Here is a 25,265-nt window from a genome sequence, read left to right as displayed (position 1 = left end):
GGTTGCAGGCCGCACCGGAACGGATAGGCTCTGGCCAACCCCGAAAAGGAACCGTCCGATGACCGCCCTTCCCGACTTTGCCCCCGCCGATGCCGACTCCCTGCCGCTGCATGTGATCTCTCCCGACGATCTGCCCGACTGGCTGGCCGGGCCGGGCGCGGAGTGGGCGGGCTGGCTGACCGCCGCAGGGTTCAAGGCGGCTTTGGGCGAGGTGCAGCTGCTGCCCGGCACTGCCGGGCTGGCCGGGGCTGTCATCGGCACCGGCACCGCGCAGACCCGCGCCCGTGGCCGCTTTGGGCTGGCCAAGGCAGTCGCGGCCCTGCCAGCGGTCGACTGGCACCTGTCGGGCGCGCTGACCGAGGCCGCCGCGAAAGAGGCGGTGCTGGGCTGGCTGCTGGCCAGCTACCGCTTTGACAGCTATCGCCCCGGCAAGCCCGCCCCTGCCCTGCCCCGGCTGAAACTGCCCGAAGGTCTGGATGGCGAAACCCTGCTGGCCATGGCCGCAGGTGAATACCTGACCCGCGACCTGATCAACACCCCGTCCAATGACATGGGGCCAGAGGAGTTGCAGGCGGCGTTCTTTGCCTTGGCCGAAGCGCATGGTGCGACGGCCAGCGCGATTGTCGGCGATGATCTGCTGGCGCAGAATTTCCCGATGATCCACGCCGTTGGCCGCGCCTCACCGCGTGCGCCGCGCCTGCTTGACATGCGCTGGGGCTCTGACGGCCCGCAGCTTACGCTGGTGGGCAAGGGCGTGTGCTTTGACACCGGCGGGCTGGACCTGAAGCCATCGGCGGGTATGCTGTTGATGAAAAAGGACATGGGCGGCGCGGCCACGGTCATGGGCCTTGCGCTGATGATCATGCGGCTGGGCCTGCCGCTGCGGCTGCGGGTGCTGGTGCCTGCTGTCGAAAACAGCGTGTCAGGCGCTGCAATGCGCCCGCGCGACATCCTGACCAGCCGCAAGGGTCTGACAGTCGAGATCAACAACACCGATGCCGAGGGCCGGTTGATCCTGGCCGACGCCCTCACCTATGCCAGCGAGGAGGAGGGGGCGACCATCATTTCGATGGCCACGCTGACCGGCTCTGCCCGCGTGGCGGTAGGGCCGGACCTTGCGCCCTATTTCACCGATGATCCCGCGATGGCCACCGCCATTGCCGCAGGGGCGGCGACGGGGTTTGATCCGGTCTGGCGTCTGCCGTTCTGGGACGCGTATGAGCCGATGATCGAACCCGGCATCGCCGATCTGGACAATGCGCCGTCGGGCGGCTTTGCCGGGTCGATCACCGCCGCGCTGTTCCTGCGCCGCTTTGTGACCACCCCGCGCTATGCCCATTTCGACATCTACGGCCATATCCCCGCCGATCTGCCCGCCCGGCCAAAGGGCGGCGCGGGTCAGGGCGCGCGGGCGCTGCTGTATGCCCTGCCCGAAATGCTGGATCTTTAAGGGCTCCGCTGTGATGGACCGCCGCAGCACCCCGTTTTCCGGCCGGATCGCCCTGCCCAGCTTGCGCGGGCAGGTCGAGGCGACGTTTACCGAAGGCCAACCCGCCACAGTCACCCGTCCGCTCGCCGATCTGCTGGCGCATGCGCATGGGGCGCGCGACCGCCAGGTGTTGCTGGGCGATGCGGTGACGGTGATTGATTTGCGCGACGGTCAGGCCTTTGTCCAGGCGGCCAAGGATGGCTATTGCGGCTGGCTGGACGCCGATGCCATCGGCCCCGCGATCACGCCGACCCATTGGGTCAGCGCCCGGTCCAGCCATCTGTACTCTGCGCCAAAGGTGCAGGCTCCCGAAATTGCCGCCCTGCCCTTTGGCGCAAAGCTGGCGGTGACCAACATCAGCGGCAGCTTTGCGCAAACCGCACAGGGCTTTGTGCCGCTGGCGCACCTGCATGTGCTGGAAGACCGCCCGACCGACCCGGTCCGCGTCGCCGAAGGTTTTGTCGGTGCGCCCTACCTTTGGGGCGGCAATTCGGCGGCGGGGATGGATTGTTCGGGGCTGGTGCAGGCGGCGATGCTGGCGTGCGGCCTGCCCTGCCCCGGCGACAGTGATCAGCAAAAAGCCTTGGGTCAGGCGCTGAGCGACGCCGCGCCCTTGCAGCGGGGCGATCTGTTGTTCTGGAAGGGCCATGTGGCCTGGGTCGCCGACAAGCGGCGCATCCTGCATGCCAATGGCCATACGATGAGCGTGGCATTCGAGCCGATCGCCACCGCCATCGCCCGCATTTTGGCGCAGGACGGCGGCCCGGTGATTGCCCGAAGGCGGGTGATTACGCTCTGACGCCCGGTTGCCGTGCTGCGATGCCCGTGCAACCGCCCGGCAGATGATCAATCAATGGGACGGATCAGCTTACGCTCCAGCACCCGCAGCACCTGCGCCAGATCACCGCCGCGCCGCAGGATCTGGCCATCCATCCCGACCACTGCATAGATCCCCTGTTTGCCGCGCAGTTTCGGGCGCTTTTCGATCCGGTACAGCGGGTTTTCCGCCGTCCGGCGATAGATCTCGAACACCGCGAAATCGCGCAAGGTGGAAATGCCGTAATCCCGCCACTCCCCCAGCGCCACCATCCGGCCATACAGGCCCAGAATCGCCGACAGCTCCTGCCGGTCGAAACACACCTGCTCGGGCAGGGATGTGGTAAAGGGGTAGTGGCTCGGGGGTTGAACCGTCATTCGCCCAGCTTACCGCCCGGCAGCGGTAAATCAAGCCCGCTTGCGGCGCCACAATTCCACCGTGAAAACACCCTGCAACTGCCGCGCCCTCACCTGAATACCGCCACAGCGGACGGCGATACAGATCATACGTTGTGTGAGTAAGGTCCGGGGATCGGGTGTTGACTGCCCCCGCCCAGATGCCCGGCCTCCGGACCAACACATGGCGACAGAGGGCCCCCGTCATCACGACGGGGGCTTTTGCTGTTGCAACCGTCCGTCAGATGAATCCGTCGGCCAGCCGCAGCTCTCCGGTTTCGATCCCGCGCCAGTTGCGCTGCACGCCCGGAAGCCGCTTTTGAGCCATCGGATGCTCAGGCTCCAGCACGCCCAGACGAACCAGAAGTGCCACCACCGCAGCCTCGGCAGCGCGGGTGCCGCCATCGGCGATTTTCAGCGCGACGCCAAGCTTTTGCTCGGGGAGCATTGCCACAAACACCGCCTCGGCCCCGGTCTTTATTGCCACCCGTCCGCCCATGGCGCGCATCAGCTCGGTACAGGCCCGGCCCTCGCCCGCCACCATCTCTGGATATGCGGCCATCGCATCGCGCAGCCGTGCCATCGCCCGCTGACGCGCGTCACCCGTGTCGCGCGCGGCGGCAAACCTCTGCATCGCCCGCGCCAGCCCGGTCAGCGACATCGCGAAATTCGGTGCCGAACAGCCGTCGATGCCGTAACCCGCCACCGTCTCGCCGGTCACCTCTTCCGTCGCCTGCCGGATGGCGCGTTGCAGCGGGTGATCCACCTCCACATACTCCGGCCCGGCCTTCATGTGCTGCGTTGCGGTCAGAAAGCCGCAATGTTTGCCCGAGCAATTGTTGTGCAGCTGGCACGGCCCCTCACCTGCCCGGATCAGCCGGTTACGCTCCTCGCGGTCATAGGGCTCGTGCGATCCGCAGCGCAGATCGGCCTCGCCCAGACCCAGCGCCTCCAGCCAACGCCCGGTCGCTTCGACATGCAGCGCAGCGCCCTGATGGCTGGCGCAGGACAGCGCCAGTTGCCGGTCGGTCAAGCCCGCCGCATCCGCCGCCCCGCTTTCCACCAAGGGCAGCGCCTGAATCATTTTGCAAGACGAACGGGGGTATATAACGACGCCCGGATCGCCCCAGCTTTCCACCTCTCCGCCTTCGCCCCAGATCACGGCATGGCCCGCGTGCCAGCTTTCCAGCCGGCCGCCCCGCCACAATTCCACCATCGGCTGCGCCTTCGACATCCTGTTCTCCCGTCACAGATGCGCGATTTGTTGCCCATAGGGCTTTCGCGGATTGGTCTTTTTGCGTTATGGATGGGATATCGGGTTGAACGCCCCCATGCCACAGAAAAGCCGTATGCAAAGACGGCGGCAGACGGGCAGAGGCAAAGGACAGCTTGGAGGCTGTAATATTATGACATCCATCTTCGTGCGCACCGCACTTGGCGTTGCCATGGCCTTGGCCGCATCGTCTGCCACTGCACAGGAATCCACCAACCGCGTCGCCACCAAGACCGATTGGAGCGTCTTCACCGAAGAAAGCCCCAAGGAATGCTGGGGCGTGTCCAGCCCAAAGGAAACCGTGAACAGCCGTGACGGCCAGCCGGTTTCGGTGCGTCGGGGCGATATCCTGTTGTTCGTCACCTTCCGGCCCGGCGCAGGTGCGCGGGGCGAGGTGTCATTTACCGGCGGCTACCCCTTTGCCAACGGATCGACCGTCAAGGTCGAGATTGACGGTCAAAGCTATGATCTGTTTGCCGATGGCGAATGGGCCTGGCCCGCCAGTGCCGAGGCAGATGCCGCGCTGCTGACCGCGATGAAACGGGGCGCGACGGCGGTGCTGACCGCAGCCTCGGGCCGGGGCACCCAGACCAAGGATACCTTCAGCCTGCGCGGCTTTACCGCTGCTATGCAAGAGGCTGAAACCCGCTGCAAATAAGCGCGCGGCACAGGCACGACACGGCGCCCCGGACCCTCCGGGGCGTTTTGCATTTCCCGCTACTGTGCTCCGATGCTTTGATTCGCACGGTTTCGTTTGCCCGGTTCCGTTTTGGCATCGAATCCCCTATATGAGTGCCTTACCCCGCCAATGGATACGCCGATGACCCCGACCGCCCCGATCACTCAGGATGTGCTGACCCTGCCGCGCAAGCTGGCCGAAGGGGGGCTGACCAATATCGTCGGCCTGACCCGCGACCAGTTGCGCGAGGCGCTGATCGCGGCTGGCACGCCGGAAAAACAGGCCAAGATGCGGCTGGGGCAGATCTGGCAATGGGTCTATCACTGGGGTGTGCGCGACTTTGCGGCCATGACCAATCTGGCCAAGGACTACCGCACCCTGCTGTCCGATCATTTCGTGATCGAGCTGCCGCAGGTGGTGACCCGGCAGATTTCCGAAGACGGCACCCGCAAGTATCTGGTGCGCATCGCCGGCGGGCACGAGGTTGAGGTGGTCTATATCCCTGAAACCGACCGTGGCACACTGTGCATCTCATCTCAGGTCGGCTGCACGCTCACCTGTTCGTTCTGCCACACCGGCACCCAGAAACTGGTCCGCAACCTGACGGCGGGCGAGATTGTCGGGCAGGTCATGCTGGCCCGTGACGATCTGGGCGAATGGCCGGTGCAGGGCGCGCCAAAGGATGAGACCCGGCTGATCAGCAATATCGTTCTGATGGGCATGGGCGAGCCGCTGTATAATTTTGAAAACGTCCGTGACGCGATGAAAGTGGTGATGGATAACGAGGGCATTGCCCTTGGCCGCCGCCGCATCACCCTGTCGACCAGTGGCGTGGTGCCGGAGATTGCCCGCACCGCGACCGAAATCGGCTGCCTGCTGGCGGTGTCGTTTCACGCCACCACTGATGAGGTGCGCGACCAGCTGGTGCCGATCAACAAGCGCTGGAACATCGCGACCCTGCTGGATGCGCTGCGCGCCTATCCCGGCCTGTCGAATTCGGAGCGGATCACGTTTGAATATGTGATGCTCGACGGGGTGAACGACACCAAGGAAGACGCGCATCGTCTGGTCGAGCTGTTGCGCGGCATCCCGGCCAAGGTCAACCTGATCCCGTTCAACGAATGGCCCGGCGCGCCCTACAAACGGTCGTCCGGCAACCGCATCCACGCATTTGCCGACATCATCTATCAGGCCGGTTATGCCAGCCCGATCCGCACCCCGCGCGGCGAGGATATCATGGCCGCCTGCGGCCAGCTCAAATCGGCCACCGAACGTGCGCGCAAGTCTTCGCGCGCCATCGCAGCCGAAGCGGGCCTTGCGCATGGGTAACGCTGGTCGGGCATTTTGCCGCGTCCGCTGTCTTGTTCAATTTTCTGTAGCTAATTTGTGTTACCCGACATACCAGTCTGGGACCGCTTTTTTGCGGTCCACACACACCGGAACAGCAGAGCGAAAAGCCGCAAAGGCCCCTGAATGACGATGATGCAGAACGATCTGGCGAAAGCCCAAGAGGCAAGCGCCAGAAAATGGGTGCCCTTGCTGGCCAAATACCGTGACCCCTCGACCCCACGTTCGCTGTTTGAGCTGGCGGTGACCATGGCGGGCTTTCTCGCCTTCTGGGCGCTGGCCTGGGTGGCGCTGTCGGTCAGCCCCTGGCTGGCGTTGGCGATTGCCGTGCTCAACGGGTTCTGGCTGGTACGGTTGTTCCTGATCCAGCACGATTGCGGGCATCAGTCGTTTTTTGCCAACCGCGATGTGAATGACTGGGTGGGCCGCGCCATCGGCGTGCTGACCCTGACGCCCTATACCGTGTGGAAACGCACACATTCGATCCACCATGCCCATGCCGGCAACCTTGATCGGCGCGGCATCGGCGATGTGATGACCCTCACGGTGGAGGAGTATCATCAGCGCAGCTGGATTGGTCGGCTGATGTACCGCGCCTATCGCCACCCGGTTGTCATGTTCGGCATCGGCCCGGCCTATCTGTTCATTCTGGAATACCGTTTGCCGCTGGGCCTGATGACAGCCGGATGGCGCTACTGGCTGTCGGCCATGGGCACCAATCTGGTGCTCGCGGCGCTGCTGACCGGCCTGTTCCTGCTGGGCGGCTGGCAAGTGCCGGTGCTGATCTTCCTGCCCACGGTGATCTCTGCCGCAACCATCGGCGTCTGGTTGTTCTTTGTGCAGCACCAGTTTGAAGACACCTACTGGGATCAAGAAGCCGACTGGCAGATGCATGATGCGGCGCTTTTGGGCAGCTCGCATTACAAACTGCCGCAGCCCCTGCGCTGGATGACCGCGAATATCGGCATCCACCATGTGCATCACCTGTACAGCCGCATTCCATTCTACCGCCTGTCCGAAATCCTGCGCGACTATCCCGCGCTGGCCGAAGCACAGGTGCTGACCCTGCGCGAAAGCCTGTCCTGCGCCCGGCTGCACCTGTGGGATGAGGCGGGGCGGCGTCTGATCACCTTCCGCGAGGCGCGTCAGGTCCGGTTGGCACAAGCGGCCTGAGCCTGTCCAAAGCTCTTGACCTTTCCGGCATGGCGCGGTCCCACTGACGCCATGCACCTGCCAAACCTCACCGCCCGCCACCTGTTCCTGCACCACCACGCCCTGACCGAGCCACGCCATGGCCCGGCCAAGGGCGCTGACCTGTCGGCGCTGATTGACCGCATCGGTTTTGTGCAGGTCGACAGCATCACCACGGTTGAACGCGCGCATCACATGATCCTCTGGGCGCGCCGTCACAGCTATCGCCCCCCGGCACTCAAACCGCTGCTGGAGCAAAAGCGCGCGCTGTTCGAGCATTGGACGCATGACGCCTCGATCGTCCCCATGGCCCTGTTCCCGCAATGGAAGCACCGCTTTGCCCGCGACGCGACCCGGCTGCATGCCAACTGGCAGCGCTGGTTCCGGGACGGGTATGAGGCGCAGTTTGACACCATCCTGAACCGCATCGCCGCGCATGGCCCGGTCAGCAGCGCCGATGTGGGTGAGGGCGAGGCGCGCGGCAAAGGCGGCTGGTGGGACTGGCACCCGTCGAAAACCGCGCTGGAATGGCTCTGGCGCACCGGGCAGATTTCCGTCACCCGCCGCGATGCGTTCCGCAAGGTTTATGACCTGACCGAAAACGTCATCCCTGTCGAATTCCGCCGCGCCGAAACCTCGCCGGAAGAACACTGCGACTGGGCCTGCAGCACTGCGCTTGCCAACCTCGGTTTTGCCGACGAGACGGAAATCGCCCGCTACTGGCATGCCGTCGACAAGCCGGCGGTGCAGGACTGGGCGCGAGGCGAAATCTCTGCCGGTCGCCTGATCCGCATCACCGTGGAACAGGCCGACGGCAGCCTGCGCCCCGCGCTTGCCCGCCCCGATCTGGCCGCGCGGGTGCAGGCCCTGCCCGAGGCCCCCACCGGGCTGCGCATCCTGTCGCCGTTTGACCCCGCCCTGCGCGACCGCGCCCGGATCGAGCGGCTGTTCGGCTTTCACTACCGGATCGAGGTGTTCGTGCCCGAGGCAAAGCGCCAATACGGCTATTACGTCTTTCCCGTGCTAGAGGGCACCCAGCTGATCGGTCGCATCGACGCCAAGGCGGACAGAACCTGCGCAACCCTGCGCATCCGCGCGTTCTGGCCCGAACCGGGCATCCGCCACATCAAGGCCCGCCACGCCAGACTCGCCCGCGAGCTGGACCGACTAGCGCAGTTCGCAAACTGCGCCGCTTGCGACTATGCCGCCGACTGGCAGCGCGCGCCGCTCAGCCCCGCACGTTGAAATAGTCGTAGATCACCTGCGCCATCGCTTCGGAAATGCCGTCCACCGCCGTCAGATCAGACAGGCCCGCCCGCGACACTGCCTTTGCGCTGCCGAAATGCGCCAAGAGCGCCCGTTTGCGCGTGGCCCCCACGCCGGGAATGTCATCCAGCGGCGTCACCCCCACCTGCTTGGCGCGCTTGGCCACATGGGCGCCATTGGCCCAGCGGTGTGCCTCGTCGCGCAGGCGCTGCACGAAATACAACACCGGGTCGTTGCGTTGCAGGGCAAAGGGCCGCTCGCCCATGCGGTAGAACTCTTCCTTGCCCTGATCGCGGTCGATGCCTTTGGCCACGCCGACAAACGGCACGTCCTCGACCCCCAACTCGGCCAGAATTGAGCCCACAGCCGAAATCTGCCCCGCGCCGCCGTCGATCAGCAACAGGTCGGGCCACATATCCGACTTCCGCTCCGGGTCTTCCTTGATCAACCGCTCGAACCGCCGGGTCAGCACCTCTTTCATCATGCCGAAGTCGTCGGAGTTGGCCCCGGCTGCCGATTTGATGTTGAACTTACGGTACTGCGATTTGACGAACCCCTCCGGCCCGGCCACCACCATGCCGCCGACAGCATCAGACCCCTGGATATGCGCGTTGTCATAGATCTCGATCCGCTGCGGCGGTGCGTCCAGATCGAAGGCCTCGGCCAGACCGGCCAGCAGTTTGTTCTGCGTGCTGCTCTCGGCCATCTTGCGTGCAAGGCTTTCGCGCGCGTTGCGGGTGGCGTTTTCCACCAGTTCGGCCTTTTCACCACGCAAAGGCACCGCCAGTTCAACCTTGCGTCCGGCGCGGTCTGACAGCGCCTGCACCACCAGATCCTCATCCTCCACGGCGTGCGACAGCAGGATCAGCCGGGGCGGCTCTTTGTCGTCATAGAACTGGGTCAGAAACGCGGTCAGAATTTCCGCCTCCTCCGCCCCCGCGCCGGTGCGCGGATAGAAGTCGCGGTTCCCCCACGACTGGTTGGCGCGGATGAAGAACACCTGCACACAGGCCTGCCCGCCCTCCAGATGCAGCGCCACGATGTCCGCCTCGGCCACGCCACGCGGGTTGATGCCTTGGGTCTGCTGCACCTGCGTCAGCGCGCGGATGCGATCGCGCAGCGCCGCTGCCCGCTCAAACTCCATCTCCTCCGAGGCTTTCGCCATCTCGCCCGCCAGATTGGCCTGCACGGTCGTCGTTTTGCCCTGCAGGAACCGCTCGGCATCGGCGACCAGCTGGCCATACCCCTCAGCACTGACCTTGCCCACACAGGGGGCGGCGCAGCGCTTGATCTGATATTGCAGGCAGGGGCGGGTGCGGGAGTCGAACATCGCGTCCGAGCAGTTGCGCAACAAGAACACCTTCTGCAACTGGTTCAGCGTCCGGTTCACCGCACCGGCAGAGGCAAAGGGGCCGAAGTACGCGCCTTTTTCGGTCTTCTTCCCCCGGTGCTTTTTCAATTGCGGATAGGCATGGGTCTTGGAGATCAGGATGTTGGGAAAACTCTTGTCGTCCCGCATCAACACGTTGTAGCGCGGCTTCAGCTGCTTGATCAGGTTCTGCTCCAGCAGCAGCGCCTCCACCTCGGTCCGGGTGGTCAGGAACATCATGCTGGCGGTTTCAAAGATCATCCGCGCGATCCGTGCCGAATGCCCGGCGCCGCGCGCATAATTCGATACCCGCGCCTTGAGGTTGCGCGCCTTGCCGACATACAGAACTTCGCCCTTGGGGTTGAGCATGCGATACACGCCCGGCGAGGCATCAAGCGTTTTCAGATAGCCGTGAATCACCGCCTGCCCGGTCGGTCCGGCCCCGGTTTCTGTGCTGTCGTCGGTCACCGCGCCCCCCTCTGAAAAACCCTCGATCTGAGTCATCGATTCTGCCTTATCGCTGCAATGATATGGCGCGGGGGGCAAGGGTTAAGAAGTCCACCGTTTCTGTGGATAACCCTGCGGAAAAACTTTCCGGATCGGCGGATTTCCTTTGTTTTTCGCCCATTTCGTTAAGATGCCTGTTTTTTAGGCATAAACATAACGCATTGAAAATAAATGGTATATTTTTGTTAGCCCTGTAATTCCATGCAAAATCAGAGGCTTGTGTAACGCATGTGTGAATACTTTGCGAAAAGTGGACAACTTGCCGGTGTATGCGCGTCAATGTCATTCGACACCCACCACATCGGGGGTTTTCCAGCCCAGATGCTGGCCGCCATCCACGGCGATCATCTGGCCCGTCACAGCGGGGGAATCGAGGAAAAATCCCAGCGCCGCCGTCACATCTGCCGGGTGCGCGCCACGCGCCAGAACCGTCGCCGCGCGCTGCCGGGCAAAATGGCCATCCGACTGTCGCGCGCCCTGCAGGGTTGGCCCCGGCCCGATGCCATTGACCCGCACATGCGGTGCAAGACCCTGCGCCGCTGTCCGCGTCAGCGCCCAGAGCCCCATCTTGGCAATGGTATAGCTGGCAAACTCCGGCGTCAGTTTCAGCACCCTCTGGTCGATCATATTGACCACCAGCCCCTGCGCCACCGGCTCGCCATTTTCATCGCTTACCGCAGGCGGGCATTGCGCGGCAAACCCCTGCGTCAGCACGAATGGCGCGCGCAGGTTGCTCTCGATCGCGCGGTCCCAGCTGGTGCGCGTGCCGCTCTGCACCGTGTCATATTCAAAGATCGAAGCATTGTTGACCAGCACGGTCAGCGGCCCCAAAGCCGCCGCTGCACGCATCACCAGCGTCTCTACCTGCGCCTCATCCAGCAGTTCGGCCTGCACCGCCACGGCGCGGCGCCCCATCGCCTCGATCTCGGCCACTACCGCCGCCGCCTCATCCGCTGACGAGGCGTAATGCACTGCCACATCATGCCCACGCCCAGCCAGATACAGCGCCATAGCGCGGCCAAGCCGCTTACCTGCCCCAGTCACCAATGCCGCCATGTCTCAGCCCTTTTTCCCGCAATCACAGCTTTTGCCGATGATATAGCGCCCACAGGCCCGGCACACAGGCCCGCGACCCAGCGCCTTGCTTTTCATCCGGTCAATCGCCGACGGAAACACCAGCTTGCCCACCATGCCGACCAGCACCATGGCCAGCAGAAAGATCAGGATGATCTTGAACAGCATCTACAGCCCGTAGCGCGCCCAAAGCGCGCGCTCCTCGACCGATGCCATCACCGTATCACTCATCGTCAGACCAAAGCGCTGCAAGAGACCACGGCGAATGCCGTAAGGCACCAGCCGCACCTTGTCGCCGAACAGCTCTTTCATCTTGGGCACCAGATGAGCCACGCCATCGGTCAGCCCGTTTTCTGCACTGGCGCGGCCCACCCAGATATCGGCGTTGAACAGATCGGCATCCGGCTTCAGCCGCGCCCCGCGCCGCGCCTTGACCTGAGCGATGAAGTTCTCGTGCAGCGGGGCCAGCATATTGTTGATACGCTCGACATCCTCGGGGCGTTCGGGTTTGAACGGGTCGGCGAAAGACTTGGAGCGGCCCGCAGTATGCACCCGGCGTTCCACCCCGTTTTTCTGCATCAGCTCATGAAGGCCAAAGCTGGCATAGATCACGCCGATAGACCCCACCAGAGACGACTCGTCCACCCAGATCTGATCCGCCGCTGTTGCCAGCCAATAGCCACCCGATGCCGCGATATCCTCGACAAAACAGTGCACCGGCACCTTTTTCTCGTCCGACAGCCGCCGGATCCGCGAAGCAATCAGCGACGATTGCACCGGCGACCCACCGGGGGAGTTGATGACCAGCGCCACCGCCGCCGGTTTGCCACGGGAAAACGCCCGCTCGAACAACGGGGCCAAGGCCTGATCTGACAGGCTGCGTGCCCCGGTGCCAATCGCGCCTTGCAGGCGGATGACAGGCACGAGGGGATGTTTTGGCAAAAAGGGGATGAGGTGCTTCATGGTCCAGAGGTAAGTCGGACCATGCCATCGAACAAGAGCAAAGCGGCGTTTCGCCCCGGTTTAGCCGTGCCGGGCGCGAGTGTACGTCTCCGGCTTGTCACGGGCCAGCTTGATATAGGCAAAAACCCCGCTGACAAAGCCCAGTGCGGCCAACAGGCTGGCCACAAGAATCTGGTTCTGATCCTGAATATCCGCCGACAGAGCCAGATAGCCAAAGGCCCAGAACCCCGACCAGCTGATCACACAGGCCAATGCGACAAGTTTGCTCATATAATCCTCCCAAAGACCGCACCCCCTCCTCCGGACATGCAGTTTTGGGCAGGATAGCGCAAATTGTGCGCCTGTCGCGACAATTCGTCGCTGCAATGCAGCATCAGAGCTGCGCCAGCGTCAGCACATGGCCTCCCGCCCGGACGATTCTCCCGGCAATCCGGTCCCCACTGGCAAAGGGCGGCACCGAGTGCACGAAGACCGCTGAAAAGTGATCGTCCTGCATCTCAACCCGCATCGCGTCAAAGCCATACAGGGTACGGCTGATCGCATATTGGGCCTTGTACGCTGCCTCTTTGGCGCAGAACACCGCCTTGGCCTGCGCCCCGGTCATTCCCGCCCGTTCCTCGGGCCGCAGGATCGCCTCCCACAGATCCGGCTCCAGCGGGGTATCCGCTTCCAGATCAATACCGATCCCCCGGCTGGTGGCTGCGGGAATCACCATAGCAAGACAGGCGGCCCGAGTGTGGGTGATCGACCCTACCAAGCCCACCGGCCAGACCGGCGCACGATCCGCGCCCTGCGGGATTGCCTGCGCCGGATTGCCAATCGCCGCCATCGCCATCCGCGCCGCAAAACGCCCTGCCGCGAACTCCCGCAGCCGTGCGGGCACCGCCCCCGGCAAAACCTCGCCCGGCATCAGCGGATACACGGCACACGGGTCGGACCAGCCTACCCCCGCGCAATCAGGCGCGATGCCGCGCAACGCCGACAGTAAGTCTGCGTCAGGCATCCACGTCCGTCCGCCCCGCCCGCATCGCCCGCCTGCGCGCCATGGCATCGGCGCGCGCATCGGCTTGCGTCGCCAAGGTGGCAGGCTTGGCCCCCACGGCGGCAGACTTCGGGCCGTCATCCAGATGCGCCGCCAAGGCCGACAGGGTGGGAAAGCGGAATATATCGGTGATCGACAGCTTCGTGGCCCCCAGCGCCTCCCTGATCTCGCGATGCGCCTGCACGGCCAGCAAGCTGTGCCCGCCCAGCGCAAAGAAGTTGTCCTTGGCCCCGATCTTGGGCACGCCCAGCACCCGCGCCCAGACAGCCGCGATCTGCGACTCGACATCAGATGCCGGCGCGACAAAGGCCGTCACCTCGGTTGCCCGCACCCCCGGCGCGGGCAGCGCCTTGCGATCCACCTTGCGGTTGGGCGTCAGCGGAAACGCCTCCACCGTCACGATATGCGCGGGCACCATATGCTCCGGCAGCACCGTCGCCAGGTCCGCCCGCAACCCCGCCTCATGCGCCGTACCGGTCACATAGCACACCAACCGCACATCACCGGGCGTGTCTTCACGCGCCATCACCACGGCTTGCCGCACCCCCGGTTGCGCCTCCAGCACCGCCTCGATCTCACCCAGCTCGATCCGGTAGCCGCGCAGCTTGACCTGATGGTCGGTGCGGCCAAGGAAATCAATCTTGCCATCGGCGCGCCAGCGCACCAGATCGCCGGTCCGGTACATCCGCGCGCCCCACGGGCAGGCCCGGTCTGCCGTCACGAACGGGTCAGGCACAAACCGCTCTGCCGTCAGATCCTCCCGCTGCCAATAGCCGCGCGTGACCCCATCGCCGCCGATCCACAGCTCTCCCGGCGTGCCCACCGGCACCGGCTGCCGCGCGTCATCCAGCACATACATCTGCTGATTGGCCAGCGGCGTGCCGATGTTCGACACACCTTCGGGAGTGGCAACATCTTCGACCGACGACCAGATCGTGGTTTCCGTAGGGCCGTACATGTTCAGAATCCGCGCCGATGATGCCGCCCGCAGATCCTGCACCAGCGCGCCCGGCAGCGCCTCCCCGCCGACCATCACGGTTTTCACCCCAGCCAACGCACCGCGCGAGTCGTCATTCATCGCGATCATCCGCGCCATGGATGGCGTGCATTGCAGATGGGTGACACGGTGCCGGATCAGCTGCGCTGCAATCGAATAGTCATCCGCCTCGACCCCGCCGCCCGCATTCGCGCGCCGAACCACCTCGGCCAGCGGATACAGGCCCTCCATCACCTGCTCGGGCGCGATGCCATAGTCGATCAGGCAGGCAACCTCGCCCACGCCGATCCGCTTGAGCTGTTCGACCCGCGCCAAGGCGTCGTCCACCGTGCCGAACAGGCCAGAATCCTCAAAGTAGCGCTGGAAGGCGAAATCGAGTATCGCCTCATTTTCCTCGGCACTCAGGCTGCGCAGATCAATCTCCATCGGATTGGTCACACCCTGCGGTTTCTTGAACGCCGGGAAGGCCCAGGCATATTGCTTCACCAGCCCCACCGCCGCCGCGAGGTAGGCCTTCATCGGCCCCTCTGCCACGCGCCGCACCTGCGCGCGGTCGCGCCCGACATAGGAATGCAGCATCAAGGTCACCACGCCCGCCTCCGGGTCATGCCCGGCGCGTGCCCGCGCCTCGCGGTACAGGCGGATCTTGCCCGCCACCTCGTCCACCGACTGGCCCAGCAGGTGGGTCAGCACATTGGCACCCATCTCCCCCGCCTCGCGCCAGGTTTCGGGATTGCCTGCGGTGGTCACCCAGAGCGGCAGCTCCGCCGACACCGGGCGCGGTTGTGTCACCACCGAAAACATGGAACCGTCGGCTTTGGGGAAATCCACCGCTTCGCCGCGCCACAGGCGCCGAACCTGATCAGCGGCGGCGTACATGGCTGACTTGTTGTTTGGCGGCGTATTTTCGGGGCGCAGCACAAAGTCGTCCGGTTGCCAGCCGGAGGCAATCGCCATGCCCGCCCGCCCGTTTGTCAGGTTGTCGATCACCGCCCATTCCTCGGCAATCCGCGCCGGATGGTGCAGCGGCACCACACAAGACCCGGCCCGCACGCCGATGTTCTTTGTAACCGCCGCGACCGCAGCGCCCGTGACCGACGGGTTCGGATACGGCCCGCCAAAGGCATGGAAATGCCGCTCGGGCGTCCAGACCGCAACGAAGCCATGGGTGTCGGCGAACTTTGCGCCTTCGAGCAGCAGCTCATATTTCTTTGGGCCGACACCATCGTCGTTGCCCCAGTAATACAATGAAAAATCTATACTTTTTTCAGATCTGATCCGCCCCGAAGACACCAGCGCGCGGTTCTCATCGGACGAGATCACCACCTTGAACCCGCGCGCCAGTGTCCAGAACAGCTCCAGCACCGAAATATCAAACGACAGCGAGGTGACGGCCAGCCAGACCCCCGGATCGGGGCCGATACGCTGATCCATGCCGGTGAAGAAGTTGGCCACGTTGCGATGTTCGACCATCACGCCCTTGGGTCGCCCGGTCGAGCCGGAAGTATAGATCATATAGGCCAGATCGGCTGGTGTGACACCAGATGTGGGGTTTGTATCGGGGGCTGACGGGATGCGGCCATCGGTATCAAGGCAAAACGCTGCCGCCTTTCCGGGCAAGCTGCTGGCCAGATCAGAGGTGGTCACGATCACCGGACAGGCGGAATCTTCGATAAAAAGCGCTTTGCGTTCAACGGGATAGGCCGGGTCCATCGGCACATAAGCCCCGCCCGCCTTTTGAATCGCCAAAGCCCCCACCAGCATATCGAGCGAGCGGCGGATGTGCAGACCGACCAGCACACCCGGCCCCACGCCCATGCCGCGCAGCACATGCGCCACACGGTTCGCCCGCGCGTTCAGAGCGGCATAGGTCAGCTCCACCGACTCAAAACTGATCGCCGGGGCGTCTGGTGTGCGCTGAACCTGCGCCTCGAACGCCTGATGCACACAGTATGAAGCGCGTGTGGCCAGCGTCTGGTTCACGTCATGCAGCACAGCATGACGTTCGCGCGGTGACAGCATCGGCAGGGTGGAGACCTGCGCCGTGTCGGTGGCGGCCCCGGCGACATAGGTCAGGCGCTCTGCGAGCGCCCGCGCCTCGGGTTCGGAGATGCGGGACAGATCGGCATGCAGTGCCCCGTCGCTCAGCGTGATCACCGTTCCCGGTACCGGCGCGCCGTGCAGCGACAGGCCCACCTGCGGCATGGCCAGATCGGCCAGCGCGCCGTCGCGCGTCATCAGGTCCAGCGCAAAGCCGGGCGCGCGTTCTGCCAGCAGCGCCGCCTTTGCCGCGCCGACCGTGCCCTGCGTTGCCACCCGCACCGGCACCCAGCCGCTGCTATATCCCGCCAGTCCGGGGATCACCGACAGCGCCATGTCGGGTGCGTCCTGTCCTGACACCCGCGCCATGGCCACCGCCAGCGTGGCGGCATCGCCTGCCACGTCCAGCCGCAGCCAACCCTGACCGTCGCCAGTCCCGGTCACCGTTGCCGGAGACATCGCCGAGAGCCGCTTCCTTAGTCCCGCCTCAAAGGGCACCAGCGCCGCCAAAGCCCCGGTCAGCACGTCAGAATGTTCCAAAGGTGCCACATCGCGCACCGTTGACGGGCACACCGCCAGCCCGCGCGTCTGACAGGTCAGCCGGTGCAGGCGCACCGCGCCCTGCCCACACGCGACAATGACCCCTTCAGACGACGACGACAGCACCGTTCCCGGCGCGCCCGAACCCTCCACCACATCGGCAGCGCCGACATTCAGCACGCCAAACGATCCGGCAATCTTGGCCGTGGTCAGCGGGTTCCAGTAGCGGCCATGGTCCAGCGCCCGCACCATTTGCGCCACCGCCTGCGCCGATCCGGAAAAATCCAGCCGCCCGAACGCCGCTGGCCGGTCGGCGCGTGCGAAGACCTGACGCGTGGTGAAGTCCTGCGCCACCGGGCGCAGCGCGGTTTCCATCTGCGCCATCACCGCCGGGAAACTCTCTACACCGGCCTCAAAGCAGCGCGTGTTCAGCGTCAGCGCGGTATCGGTCGGTGCCACGTCAAACAGACGCTGCTCCAGCATATCGCCCTCATCCACGCCATCGGTCATCAGGTGCCAGGTGATGCCATGCCGGGATTCCCCCGCCAGCAGCGCCCAGACCGGCGCATTCAGACCCGCATAGCGCGGCAGCGGCCCGTCGTGAAAGTTCACCGCGCCGAGCGCCGCCATCGCGCGCACGCCCGCAGGCACCAGCGACAGGTTGGCCACCGACAAGAGCCAGTCGCACGACACCCCCGCCAGCCGCTCTGTCAGCCCCGGTCCCGGCGCTTCGATCCGCAGCCCCTGTGCGATGGCCCAGGCCCGCACCTCGGGCTGGCGGGTCACCACCGCCGCCAGCCGATGCCCGCGCGCCAGCCATGCCGCGCCGCAAGCCTGCGTCAGGCTTTCGTTGCCGATCAAAAGCGCACTCAGAACCATCTTACTCTCCTTACCGCCGCAGCGGCCCTACTTTCCCGCCACAGGCCGGAACCCGGAAAAGGCCCAAGCCACGGCATGGGCCGACATGTCAAAAAGGTAATGCTTGGGGTCGATCACATCCTTGCGCTGGATCAAGGCCCGCGCGCGCCAGATCAGCCCGCCGGTCACATGCGCCGCCGTTGCCAGCAGCGCATAGGCCCGGCCATGCGATTTGGTGTAATAATACATCCGCGATTCCAGCCAGAACCGCGGCACCCGCTGCCAGCCCTTCATGCCGGTTGACACTGAGCCGATATGCGCGACGCGGCTTTCCACCACGTAATCGGTGGGGAACCCGGCCCGCGCCGCCCGCAGGCAGAGTTCGGTTTCCTCGAAATAGAGGAAGAACACCTCGTCAAAGAGGCCAATCCGCTCCAGCACCGATTGCCGCATCATCAGGCTGGCCCCGGCCAGCCAGTCCACCCGCCCCGTCACCACGGGCAGGGGCGGCGCCACAATCGCCCCGCGCAGCAGACGTGAGATCGGGCCAAAGCGCGCCGCCTGTTCAAACTCGCCCGCGATGGTGGGAAAGCGGAACGCGGTGTGATGCGGCGCGCCATCCTCGCCATGGATATAGCTGCCCGCAAAGCCGGTTTCGGGATGCGTCTCCAGATGCGACAGCAGCGCGGCAATTGCATCCGGCGCGGGAAAGGCATCGGAGTTCAGCAGATACACATAATCGGGCCGCACGCCGCCCGGCAGACCGGCGCGGATGCCAAAGTTGTTGCCCGCGCCAAAGCCGCCATTATGCCCCGATTGCAGCACCCGCACCCGGTGAGGGCCATGGTCCCAGCCCCGCTGGACCACTGCTGCCGACATCTGCTCGAAACTGCCGTCGCCCGAGTCGTTGTCGACAATCACCACCGCGCCATCGATGCCCTGCATCGCGACCAGCGCTGCCTCGGCGGCGCGCAGGGTCATCTCGGCCGTCCGCCAGTTCAGGATCACCGTCAGCACTGTGGCCATGGCTATTCCGCCGCCTGAGCCAGCCGCGTCACCGGCGCAGGCCCCTCGGCCGCCGCGATCACCGCGCGCATCCGGGCCGACAGCACCCGCACATTCGGCTCCAGAACCATGGAGTCGTGATCCCCCGGCACCTCGATCACCTCCAGCGCCGGGGCAAACCGGGTCAGGTCATTGTCAGGCACCACAAACTCGCGCGCCGCACTCACCCAGCGCCCGCCCGTCACCTGCCAGCGCCTGTCCAGCGGCGGGCGGAACAGCACCACCGTCCCCTGACGCGGGGCCATGTCGTACACAGGCAAGGCCGCGCGGAACGCTGCCTCGATTGCCTGATTGTGGAATGCGCCGTCATCCTCAGACACCGCGCCCTGCGCCTGCTTCCACGCCTGTTTTTCGCGCCACCAGCGGGTAAGGAACGCCGGTCCCTCGGCCCGCAGCTCCGCCGCCCGGATCATCAGTTTGTCGCGCTTTGACAGCGTGGGCCGCAAGGGCACCGGCGTATCCAGCAGCACGACCAGCGGCACCGACTCCCCTGCCGCTTCCAGCTGCCGTGCGATTTCCAAGGCGATCAACCCGCCGCCTGAAAACCCGCCCAAGAGATAGGGGCCATGCGGCTGCACCTGCCGCATTTCGGCGATGTAATCCTGCGCTGCCGTCACAAAATCGGAGTGCGGCGCTGCATCGCCATAAAGCCCCCGCGCCTGCAAGCCATAGAACGGCCGGTCGCCGCCCAGAAGCTGCGCCAGATGGCGCAGGTTCAGCACATTTCCGAACATGCCCGCCACCAGGAAAAACGGCGTCTTCGCCCCACCTTCGCCCCGGTGCATTGGCACGATATGGGTGAACCGGCGCTGCGCAACCCGAGCCACCTCCGGCTTGGCCGCGCCACTTTCCTGCGGGCCGATCTGGTCTTCGATCAGCGCGGCGCAGGCCGCAATCGTCGGGGCCTCGAACAGCACCGAGATCGGGAAATCGACGCGATAAGCCTTTTTCACCATCGCAAACAGCCGCACCGCGATCAGGCTATGGCCGCCAAGGTCAAAGAAACTGTCCTCGACCCCGATCTTTGCCACCCCCAGCAATTCCTGCCAGAAGCCCACCAGCGTGCGTTCGATATCATTGCGCGGTTCGACATAATCGCTGTCCAGATCGGGGCGTTCAAAGCTGGTGCCCTCACTGCGCGCCGCCTCGACCACCGCCGCGGCACGGATGAGCGCGGGCAGGTCCAGCGATGAGACGATGATCTGACTTTGCCCCAGTGCCACCGCGCGGCCAAAGGCCATCGCCCCCTCGGCGGGGCGGATGCCTTGCGAAAAGGCATGCAGCAAGCGTTCCTCGGCGGGGGACGCGGCCCTGGTCTGCGTGTCTTCAAATTCAAGGCTGCGCGGGTCGGGCGGAGTCAGTTTCAGCCCGCCCTCCAGCCGGTGAATCGTAAAGCCCTTTACCTCGATACAGACCTCGCCCTCTGGCGTGGCCAGCGTCACGTCAAACACCGCCGTCCCGCGCGCGGCGCTATTGGCCCCGGCGTTGCGCATGTGGCTGACAATGTGCGCGGGCAGTGGCCGGTAGACCCTGACGCTTGCGTAGGACACCGGCACCCACAGGTGATCGGCCTGATAGCCGTCGATCAGCCCCATCGCCCAGCCCGTCGCCAGATCCATCAGCGCCGGATGGATGCGCCAGCCCTGATCGGGCTCGCGCTTGAACGGCTCTGGCAAGGCCAGATGCGCCAGCCCTTCGCCCGCACCGATGCTGCGCTGTGACAGCACCCGCCAACGCGGGCCGAAATTCAGATGCGCCTCTTGCGGGCTGGCCAACCCCTCGCCGACCTCTGGCTCCGGCAACCGCGCCGCAATCGCGGCCACATCCATGCGCGGCGGCGTTCCGGTCAAGGGCAGCATCCGGGCAGAGGCGTGCAGCAGCCAGCCGGTGCGGCCCTTTGCTGTGAGGGCAGAGTGCAGGTCGAACCCGTAGCCCTCCTCGCTGCGCTGCATCCGCGCCCGCACCGGGCGCGGTTCCGTCCCCACGTCCAAGGCGCGGAAGAATGTCAGATCGCGGATTTCAAATCCGGCACTTTCGCCCTGCGCAGCCCAGGCTTCCGCCATCACCTCCAGATAGCCGGTGCCGGGGATCAGCGCAGTGCCGTCTTTGGTGCGGTGGCCGTCCAGAACCCAGCGGTCCAGCCCGTATGTCGCGTGAAACACCCGGTTGCCATCGCGGTCAAACCCGGACTCATCCAGCATTGGCGCGTGAATGGGAAGGCGTGGGGATTCGACCCGCCCGGCGCGGTCGGCGACGGCCTCGGCGGCCATGCCGACGCCCTGCCAGATGCCCCAGTTCAGCGCGACAACTTTGGTCTTTCCGCCCGCCCGGTGCTTGGCATAGGCGTTGAGGTATTCATTCGCCGCCACATAGTCGATCTGCCCCGCAGGTCCGGTCACCGTCGAGGTGGACGAAAACAACACCAGAAACACAATCGTGCCGTCGGGGAACAGCCGCTCCAAAACCTGCGTGCCGTGCAGCTTTGGCGCGAAGACCTCTTCGACCTCGGCCGGGGTCTTGACCATCAGCGGGCCGTCATCGACCACGCCCGCCGCGTGGATCACGGTATGCACCGGACCAAAGCGCACCTCACCCGCGGTCTTTGCCACCTGCATTTCATCAACATTGGCCACATCGGCGCGGGCCACCAGCACCTCGCCGCCCAGACCTTCCAGCCGTTGCAGCGCCAGAATGCGCCGCGCCAGCGGGTCATCGGGACTGGCCTTGGCGAGCAACGCAGGCCACAAACCCCGCTCGGGCAAGGGTCGCCGGGCGATCAGGGTGATTTTCACGCCAAAGCGCCGGATCAGATCTTCGGCCACGGTCAGTCCGATGCCGCCAAAGCCGCCGGTGATCAGGACATGCGCGCCCTTTGGCAAATCGAACCCGCCCTCGGGCAAGGGAACCGCCCGGACGCCAGATTCATAACGCCGCCCCTTGCGCCAGGCGGCTATAGTCAGCTGGTCCGACAGCACCTCTTCCAGCACCACGTCTGCCGCGTCGCCCGGGCCAATATCCAGAGTGCCCACCAGCACCCCCGGCACCTCACGCGGGATCACCCGCACCGGGCCAAGCACCATGGCTTTTTCGGGATAGGCCAGAGGCTCGCCTTTTACCTGCGCCGCCCCTGTCGTCATTACCGTGATGCGGATCGGGCGCGGCAGGTTTTCCTCGGCCAAAGCCTGACCCAGAAACAGCAGCGCATAGAAGCCCTGCTCGATGTTGCGGTGCAGGAAGCTGGAGCCGGGGCGGAAGCTTTCCTTGCCGGTCACCAGCCAGCCGTGGATGATCCGGCTGGGAGCCAGACCGCGTGCTACCAGATCGCGGATCAGGCTGTCGTAGCCTTCACGCCCGCGCTCTGGCGACAGCCGGTAATCGCCTTGCGCATCGCGGGCAAAGGCATCGCCCGCCCGGACGCGCACCACACGATGCCCCGCCCCGGCCAGCTGATCGGCAACCGCCGCACAGAGCCCGGTGTCATCAAGGAAGATCAGCCAAGTCTCTGGCGCAATCTCAGCCAGGTCATCCAGATCAAACCCCGCCGCGACGGAGCGCCAGTGCGGCCGCCAGCCCCAACCGGCCAGATCGTCGATCCGCATCGGCAGCGGGTCAGCCTGCACGGTCTGCCCTTCGGCGGGGGCGATGAAATAGGGTTTGCGCTGAAAGGCATAGCCCGGCAACGGCACCCGCTTACGCGGGCCCTCGCCCCAGACTGGCTGCCAATCCACCGCCACGCCGCAAGCCCAAAGCCGCGCCAGCGTGACCATGTGCCAGGCGTCATCCGCCATTTTCTGCTCGGGGTGGCGCAGGGCCGGGATGACCTGACCGGAGGCCACGCCATTGGCCTGCGCCAGCGACGACAGCGCCCGCCCCGGCCCCATTTCCATGTAAACGCGCCCCGGTTCCGCCATCAGATGCGCCATGCAGGCGCGGAAATTCACCGTGCCGCGCAGGTGCTGCACCCAGTAGTCGGGATTGGTCGCCTGCTGTGGGGTCAGTTCCAGACCCGTGCGGTTGGAGATGATCGGAAGGGTCGGCGGGTGCAGCGGGATGGAGCGCAGGTAAGCCCCAAATTGCGCCAGAATCGGCTCTAACATCGCGGAATGCGCGGCGATGTCGATGGCGATGCGCTGGGTCTCGACGCCTTCGGCCGTCAGCTCTTCCGCAAGTGCCGCAAGCATGGCATCGGGGCCGGAGACAACGCAAAGGTCGGGCGCATTGATGGACGCGATGTCCAGCGGGGCGGTGGCCTTTTGAGTATTTTCACCAAGATGAAAACCAAGCCGCGTGAGTGTGCTGCGCAGGTCTGCTTCCGACAGCGGGACCGACAACATCCCGCCGGGCGCGATCGTATCGAACAGCGTGCCGCGCAGGTGGACGAGGCCGATACAGTCTTCGAAGCTGATCACTCCGGCCAGCGCAGCGGCGGTGTTTTCGCCCATCGAATGACCGACCAGCGCGGTGGGGGTCACCCCCCAGCTCTCGAACAGCTTGGCCAGCGCGTATTCGGTGATCATGATCAGCGGCAGCTGGGCAGACGGCTTTTTCAGTGCCTCGGATGCGGCGGGTTCTGCCCCCGGTGCGGGCAGCCAGAGCGCGCGGATATTGTAATCCAGCTTTGGCTGCAGCACCGCGAGGCCGCGATCCATCCAGTCGGCAAACACCGGCTCGGTTTCATAGAGATCGCGCGCCATGCCCGCATATTGCGCGCCGCCGCCGGGGAACATGAACACCACCTGCGGGTCGTCGCCCAGCCAGTCATGGGTGAACACCCGGCGCGGATCGTTGCTATCCAGCAGCTCTGCCGCCGCCGCGTGGCTGTCGGCCACCAGCACCCGACGCTTGTCAAAGGCGCGGCGGCCTTCTTTAAGCGTCCAGGCCACATCGGCCAGCGGTTGGTCGGGATGGGTGCGCAGATGCGTCGCCAGGCGGGCCGCACCTGCCTCCAGCGCGCCCTTGGTCCGCGCCGAGAGCACCAGCGGCTGGAATGGCCAGTCACTTTCCGCCGAGGGCACGCGCTCAGGCGCCACCTCCAGCACCGCATGGGCATTGGTGCCGCCCACGCCCAGCGAATTCACCCCCGCCCGCAGCACCGGAGCCTGCCACGGAGTCAGCCGGTCATTGACCCGGAACGGCGAGGAGTCAAAGTCGATCGCCGGGTTCGGGGACTCATAGCCCAGTGAAGGCGGCAATTCCCGGTGATGCAACGCCAGTGCCACTTTGATCAGGCTGGCGACACCTGCCGCCGTGTCCAGATGGCCGATGTTGGTCTTGACCGAACCGATCCGGCACGACCCCACCGCATCGGTGGTCTCACGAAACGCCGCCGTCAGCGCCGCAACCTCAATCGGGTCGCCCAGATAGGTGCCGGTTCCATGGCATTCGACATAGGTCACCGTATCGGCAGAAACCCCCGCTACCGCCTGCGCCTCGGCGATGCAGCGGGCCTGACCATCGACCGAGGGGGCCAGATAGCCCGCCTTGGCCGCGCCGTCATTGTTGACCGCTGATCCCTTGAGGATCGCCCAGATATGGTCGCCATCGCGCACCGCATCTTTCGCCCGGCGTAGCACCACGCAGCCCGCGCCGGAGCCGAACACCGTGCCTTGCGCCCGGTGATCAAAGGCATGGCAATGACCGTCGGGCGACAGGATTTCACCCTCGGTATACAGATAGCCGCGCGCATGCGGCAACTCGATGGTGACACCGCCCGCCAGCGCCATGTCGCATTCGCCGTTCAGCAGCGCCTGCGCCGCGTAATGCACCGCCACCAACGACGTGGAGCAGGCCGTCTGCACGTTGATGCTCGGCCCCTTCAGGTCAAGGATATGGCTGACGCGGGTGGCCAGAAAATCCTTGTCATTGCCGGTGTGGCGCAAAAGGAACATGCCGGTCTGGTCCACCAGATCGCGGTGCGAGCACAGGTTGAAGTAGAAGTACGATCCCATGCCGCAGCCAGCCCAGACGCCGACCGGGCCGGGAAAGCGCTCTGGCGGATGGCCGGCGTTTTCCAGCGCCTCCCAAGCCACCTCAAGGAACTGCCGGTGCTGCGGGTCAAGGATCGCGGCCTCTTTCGGCGAAAAGCCGAAGAACTCGGCGTCAAAAGTCTCAAACCCGTCGAGCACTGCGGCTGCAGGCACATAATTGGGCTTTGCCATCCGGGCCGCAGATTCCCCCGCCGCCAGCAACGCCGCCTCATCCAGCACCCGGATCGATTCAACCCCGTCGCGCAGATTGCGCCAATAGGCCTCAATATCCCCGGCTCCTGGCAAATGCGCGGCCATGCCGACAATCGCAATGTCGGTATCGGAAAGCTCAACTGGCAACAGGGAATCGGGCATGTGGGAAATACT

17 protein-coding genes are annotated in these 25,265 nt (G+C 65.1%); 6 read left to right on the top strand and 11 right to left on the bottom strand.

The genetic code is table 11. The features are described from left to right. The first annotated feature begins 58 nt into the window (after nucleotides 1-58). Entirely contained in the window at nucleotides 59-1,450 is a 1,392-nt protein-coding gene (locus tag D1012_RS15830) for a leucyl aminopeptidase family protein (protein ID WP_118154410.1), read from the top strand. 13 nt (nucleotides 1,451-1,463) lie between these two features. After that, nucleotides 1,464-2,288, top strand: a complete 825-nt coding sequence (locus D1012_RS15825; RefSeq protein WP_118154407.1) for a C40 family peptidase — start codon at nucleotides 1,464-1,466, stop codon at nucleotides 2,286-2,288. A gap of 47 nt (nucleotides 2,289-2,335) precedes the next feature. On the opposite strand, the gene D1012_RS15820 is transcribed toward D1012_RS15825, so the two are convergent. Then, on the bottom strand, nucleotides 2,336-2,683 hold the full coding sequence (locus D1012_RS15820) for a DUF2794 domain-containing protein (RefSeq protein ID WP_118154404.1): 348 nt from the start codon (nucleotides 2,681-2,683) through the stop codon (nucleotides 2,336-2,338). Between the two features lie 259 nt (nucleotides 2,684-2,942). Then, a complete protein-coding gene (locus D1012_RS15815) occupies nucleotides 2,943-3,935 on the bottom strand; it encodes an asparaginase (RefSeq protein ID WP_118154401.1) in 993 nt (330 codons plus the stop codon). A 172-nt stretch (nucleotides 3,936-4,107) separates the two neighbouring features. Here D1012_RS15815 and D1012_RS15810 point away from each other — a divergent pair, with 172 nt between their 5' ends. The 4 genes from D1012_RS15810 (at nucleotide 4,108) to D1012_RS15795 (ending at nucleotide 8,436) form a co-directional block, all read left to right on the top strand. Then, nucleotides 4,108-4,632 carry an invasion associated locus B family protein gene (locus D1012_RS15810; RefSeq protein ID WP_118154397.1) on the top strand — a complete coding sequence of 175 codons (525 nt, stop codon included), beginning with the start codon at nucleotides 4,108-4,110 and terminating at the stop codon, nucleotides 4,630-4,632. A gap of 162 nt (nucleotides 4,633-4,794) precedes the next feature. Next, nucleotides 4,795-5,982, top strand: a complete 1,188-nt coding sequence (rlmN, locus tag D1012_RS15805) for a dual-specificity RNA methyltransferase RlmN (RefSeq protein ID WP_118154639.1) — start codon at nucleotides 4,795-4,797, stop codon at nucleotides 5,980-5,982. Nucleotides 5,983-6,135: 153 nt separating this feature from the next. Beyond that, nucleotides 6,136-7,173, top strand: coding sequence for a fatty acid desaturase (locus tag D1012_RS15800; protein WP_435530928.1), 1,038 nt, complete (start codon nucleotides 6,136-6,138; stop codon nucleotides 7,171-7,173). A gap of 51 nt (nucleotides 7,174-7,224) precedes the next feature. Beyond that, nucleotides 7,225-8,436 (top strand): winged helix-turn-helix domain-containing protein, encoded by a 1,212-nt coding sequence (locus tag D1012_RS15795; protein ID WP_118154389.1) that lies wholly within the window; start codon nucleotides 7,225-7,227, stop codon nucleotides 8,434-8,436. On the opposite strand, the gene uvrC is transcribed toward D1012_RS15795, so the two are convergent. The 9 genes from uvrC to D1012_RS15750 form a co-directional block, all read right to left on the bottom strand. Further along, nucleotides 8,420-10,330: an excinuclease ABC subunit UvrC gene (gene uvrC, locus D1012_RS15790; protein ID WP_118154386.1), complete on the bottom strand. Its 1,911-nt coding sequence runs from the start codon at nucleotides 10,328-10,330 to the stop codon at nucleotides 8,420-8,422. The two genes, D1012_RS15795 and uvrC, sit on opposite strands and share 17 nt — an antisense overlap. A gap of 285 nt (nucleotides 10,331-10,615) precedes the next feature. Then, nucleotides 10,616-11,389, bottom strand: a complete 774-nt coding sequence (locus tag D1012_RS15785) for an SDR family oxidoreductase (RefSeq protein WP_118154383.1) — start codon at nucleotides 11,387-11,389, stop codon at nucleotides 10,616-10,618. Nucleotides 11,390-11,392: 3 nt separating this feature from the next. Then, on the bottom strand, nucleotides 11,393-11,575 hold the full coding sequence (locus D1012_RS15780) for a hypothetical protein (protein ID WP_118154380.1): 183 nt from the start codon (nucleotides 11,573-11,575) through the stop codon (nucleotides 11,393-11,395). Next, entirely contained in the window at nucleotides 11,576-12,370 is a 795-nt protein-coding gene (locus tag D1012_RS15775; RefSeq protein ID WP_118154377.1) for a S49 family peptidase, read from the bottom strand. A 60-nt stretch (nucleotides 12,371-12,430) separates the two neighbouring features. Next, a complete protein-coding gene (locus D1012_RS15770; RefSeq protein WP_118154374.1) occupies nucleotides 12,431-12,640 on the bottom strand; it encodes a hypothetical protein in 210 nt (69 codons plus the stop codon). A gap of 103 nt (nucleotides 12,641-12,743) precedes the next feature. Next, nucleotides 12,744-13,373, bottom strand: a complete 630-nt coding sequence (locus tag D1012_RS15765; protein WP_158569371.1) for a 4'-phosphopantetheinyl transferase family protein — start codon at nucleotides 13,371-13,373, stop codon at nucleotides 12,744-12,746. Then, nucleotides 13,366-17,868, bottom strand: a complete 4,503-nt coding sequence (locus tag D1012_RS15760; protein WP_118154368.1) for a MupA/Atu3671 family FMN-dependent luciferase-like monooxygenase — start codon at nucleotides 17,866-17,868, stop codon at nucleotides 13,366-13,368. The genes D1012_RS15765 and D1012_RS15760 overlap by 8 nt, the downstream gene beginning before the upstream one ends. A gap of 27 nt (nucleotides 17,869-17,895) precedes the next feature. Continuing rightward, nucleotides 17,896-18,873, bottom strand: coding sequence for a glycosyltransferase (locus D1012_RS15755; RefSeq protein WP_118154366.1), 978 nt, complete (start codon nucleotides 18,871-18,873; stop codon nucleotides 17,896-17,898). Nucleotides 18,874-18,875: 2 nt separating this feature from the next. Continuing rightward, nucleotides 18,876-25,253, bottom strand: a complete 6,378-nt coding sequence (locus D1012_RS15750; protein WP_118154363.1) for a type I polyketide synthase — start codon at nucleotides 25,251-25,253, stop codon at nucleotides 18,876-18,878. Nucleotides 25,254-25,265 lie beyond the last annotated feature (12 nt).

Source organism: Pseudotabrizicola alkalilacus, from assembly GCF_003443995.1.
GTDB lineage: Bacteria > Pseudomonadota > Alphaproteobacteria > Rhodobacterales > Rhodobacteraceae > Pseudotabrizicola > Pseudotabrizicola alkalilacus.
The sequence above is the reverse complement of the archived record's forward strand: the minus strand, read 5'-3'. Positions and strand labels throughout refer to the sequence as shown.

Excerpts from the sequence above, each read along its gene's own strand:
- D1012_RS15830 (WP_118154410.1), top strand. The coding sequence starts at position 59 with ATGACCGCCCTTCCCGACTTTGCCCCCGCCGATGCCGACTCCCTGCCG.
- D1012_RS15825 (WP_118154407.1), top strand. The coding sequence starts at position 1,464 with ATGGACCGCCGCAGCACCCCGTTTTCCGGCCGGATCGCCCTGCCCAGC.
- D1012_RS15820 (WP_118154404.1), bottom strand. The coding sequence starts at position 2,683 with ATGACGGTTCAACCCCCGAGCCACTACCCCTTTACCACATCCCTGCCC.
- D1012_RS15815 (WP_118154401.1), bottom strand. The coding sequence starts at position 3,935 with ATGTCGAAGGCGCAGCCGATGGTGGAATTGTGGCGGGGCGGCCGGCTG.
- D1012_RS15810 (WP_118154397.1), top strand. The coding sequence starts at position 4,108 with ATGACATCCATCTTCGTGCGCACCGCACTTGGCGTTGCCATGGCCTTG.
- rlmN (WP_118154639.1), top strand. The coding sequence starts at position 4,795 with ATGACCCCGACCGCCCCGATCACTCAGGATGTGCTGACCCTGCCGCGC.
- D1012_RS15800 (WP_435530928.1), top strand. The coding sequence starts at position 6,136 with ATGCAGAACGATCTGGCGAAAGCCCAAGAGGCAAGCGCCAGAAAATGG.
- D1012_RS15795 (WP_118154389.1), top strand. The coding sequence starts at position 7,225 with ATGCACCTGCCAAACCTCACCGCCCGCCACCTGTTCCTGCACCACCAC.
- uvrC (WP_118154386.1), bottom strand. The coding sequence starts at position 10,330 with ATGACTCAGATCGAGGGTTTTTCAGAGGGGGGCGCGGTGACCGACGAC.
- D1012_RS15785 (WP_118154383.1), bottom strand. The coding sequence starts at position 11,389 with ATGGCGGCATTGGTGACTGGGGCAGGTAAGCGGCTTGGCCGCGCTATG.
- D1012_RS15780 (WP_118154380.1), bottom strand. The coding sequence starts at position 11,575 with ATGCTGTTCAAGATCATCCTGATCTTTCTGCTGGCCATGGTGCTGGTC.
- D1012_RS15775 (WP_118154377.1), bottom strand. The coding sequence starts at position 12,370 with ATGAAGCACCTCATCCCCTTTTTGCCAAAACATCCCCTCGTGCCTGTC.
- D1012_RS15770 (WP_118154374.1), bottom strand. The coding sequence starts at position 12,640 with ATGAGCAAACTTGTCGCATTGGCCTGTGTGATCAGCTGGTCGGGGTTC.
- D1012_RS15765 (WP_158569371.1), bottom strand. The coding sequence starts at position 13,373 with ATGCCTGACGCAGACTTACTGTCGGCGTTGCGCGGCATCGCGCCTGAT.
- D1012_RS15760 (WP_118154368.1), bottom strand. The coding sequence starts at position 17,868 with ATGGTTCTGAGTGCGCTTTTGATCGGCAACGAAAGCCTGACGCAGGCT.
- D1012_RS15755 (WP_118154366.1), bottom strand. The coding sequence starts at position 18,873 with ATGGCCACAGTGCTGACGGTGATCCTGAACTGGCGGACGGCCGAGATG.
- D1012_RS15750 (WP_118154363.1), bottom strand. The coding sequence starts at position 25,253 with ATGCCCGATTCCCTGTTGCCAGTTGAGCTTTCCGATACCGACATTGCG.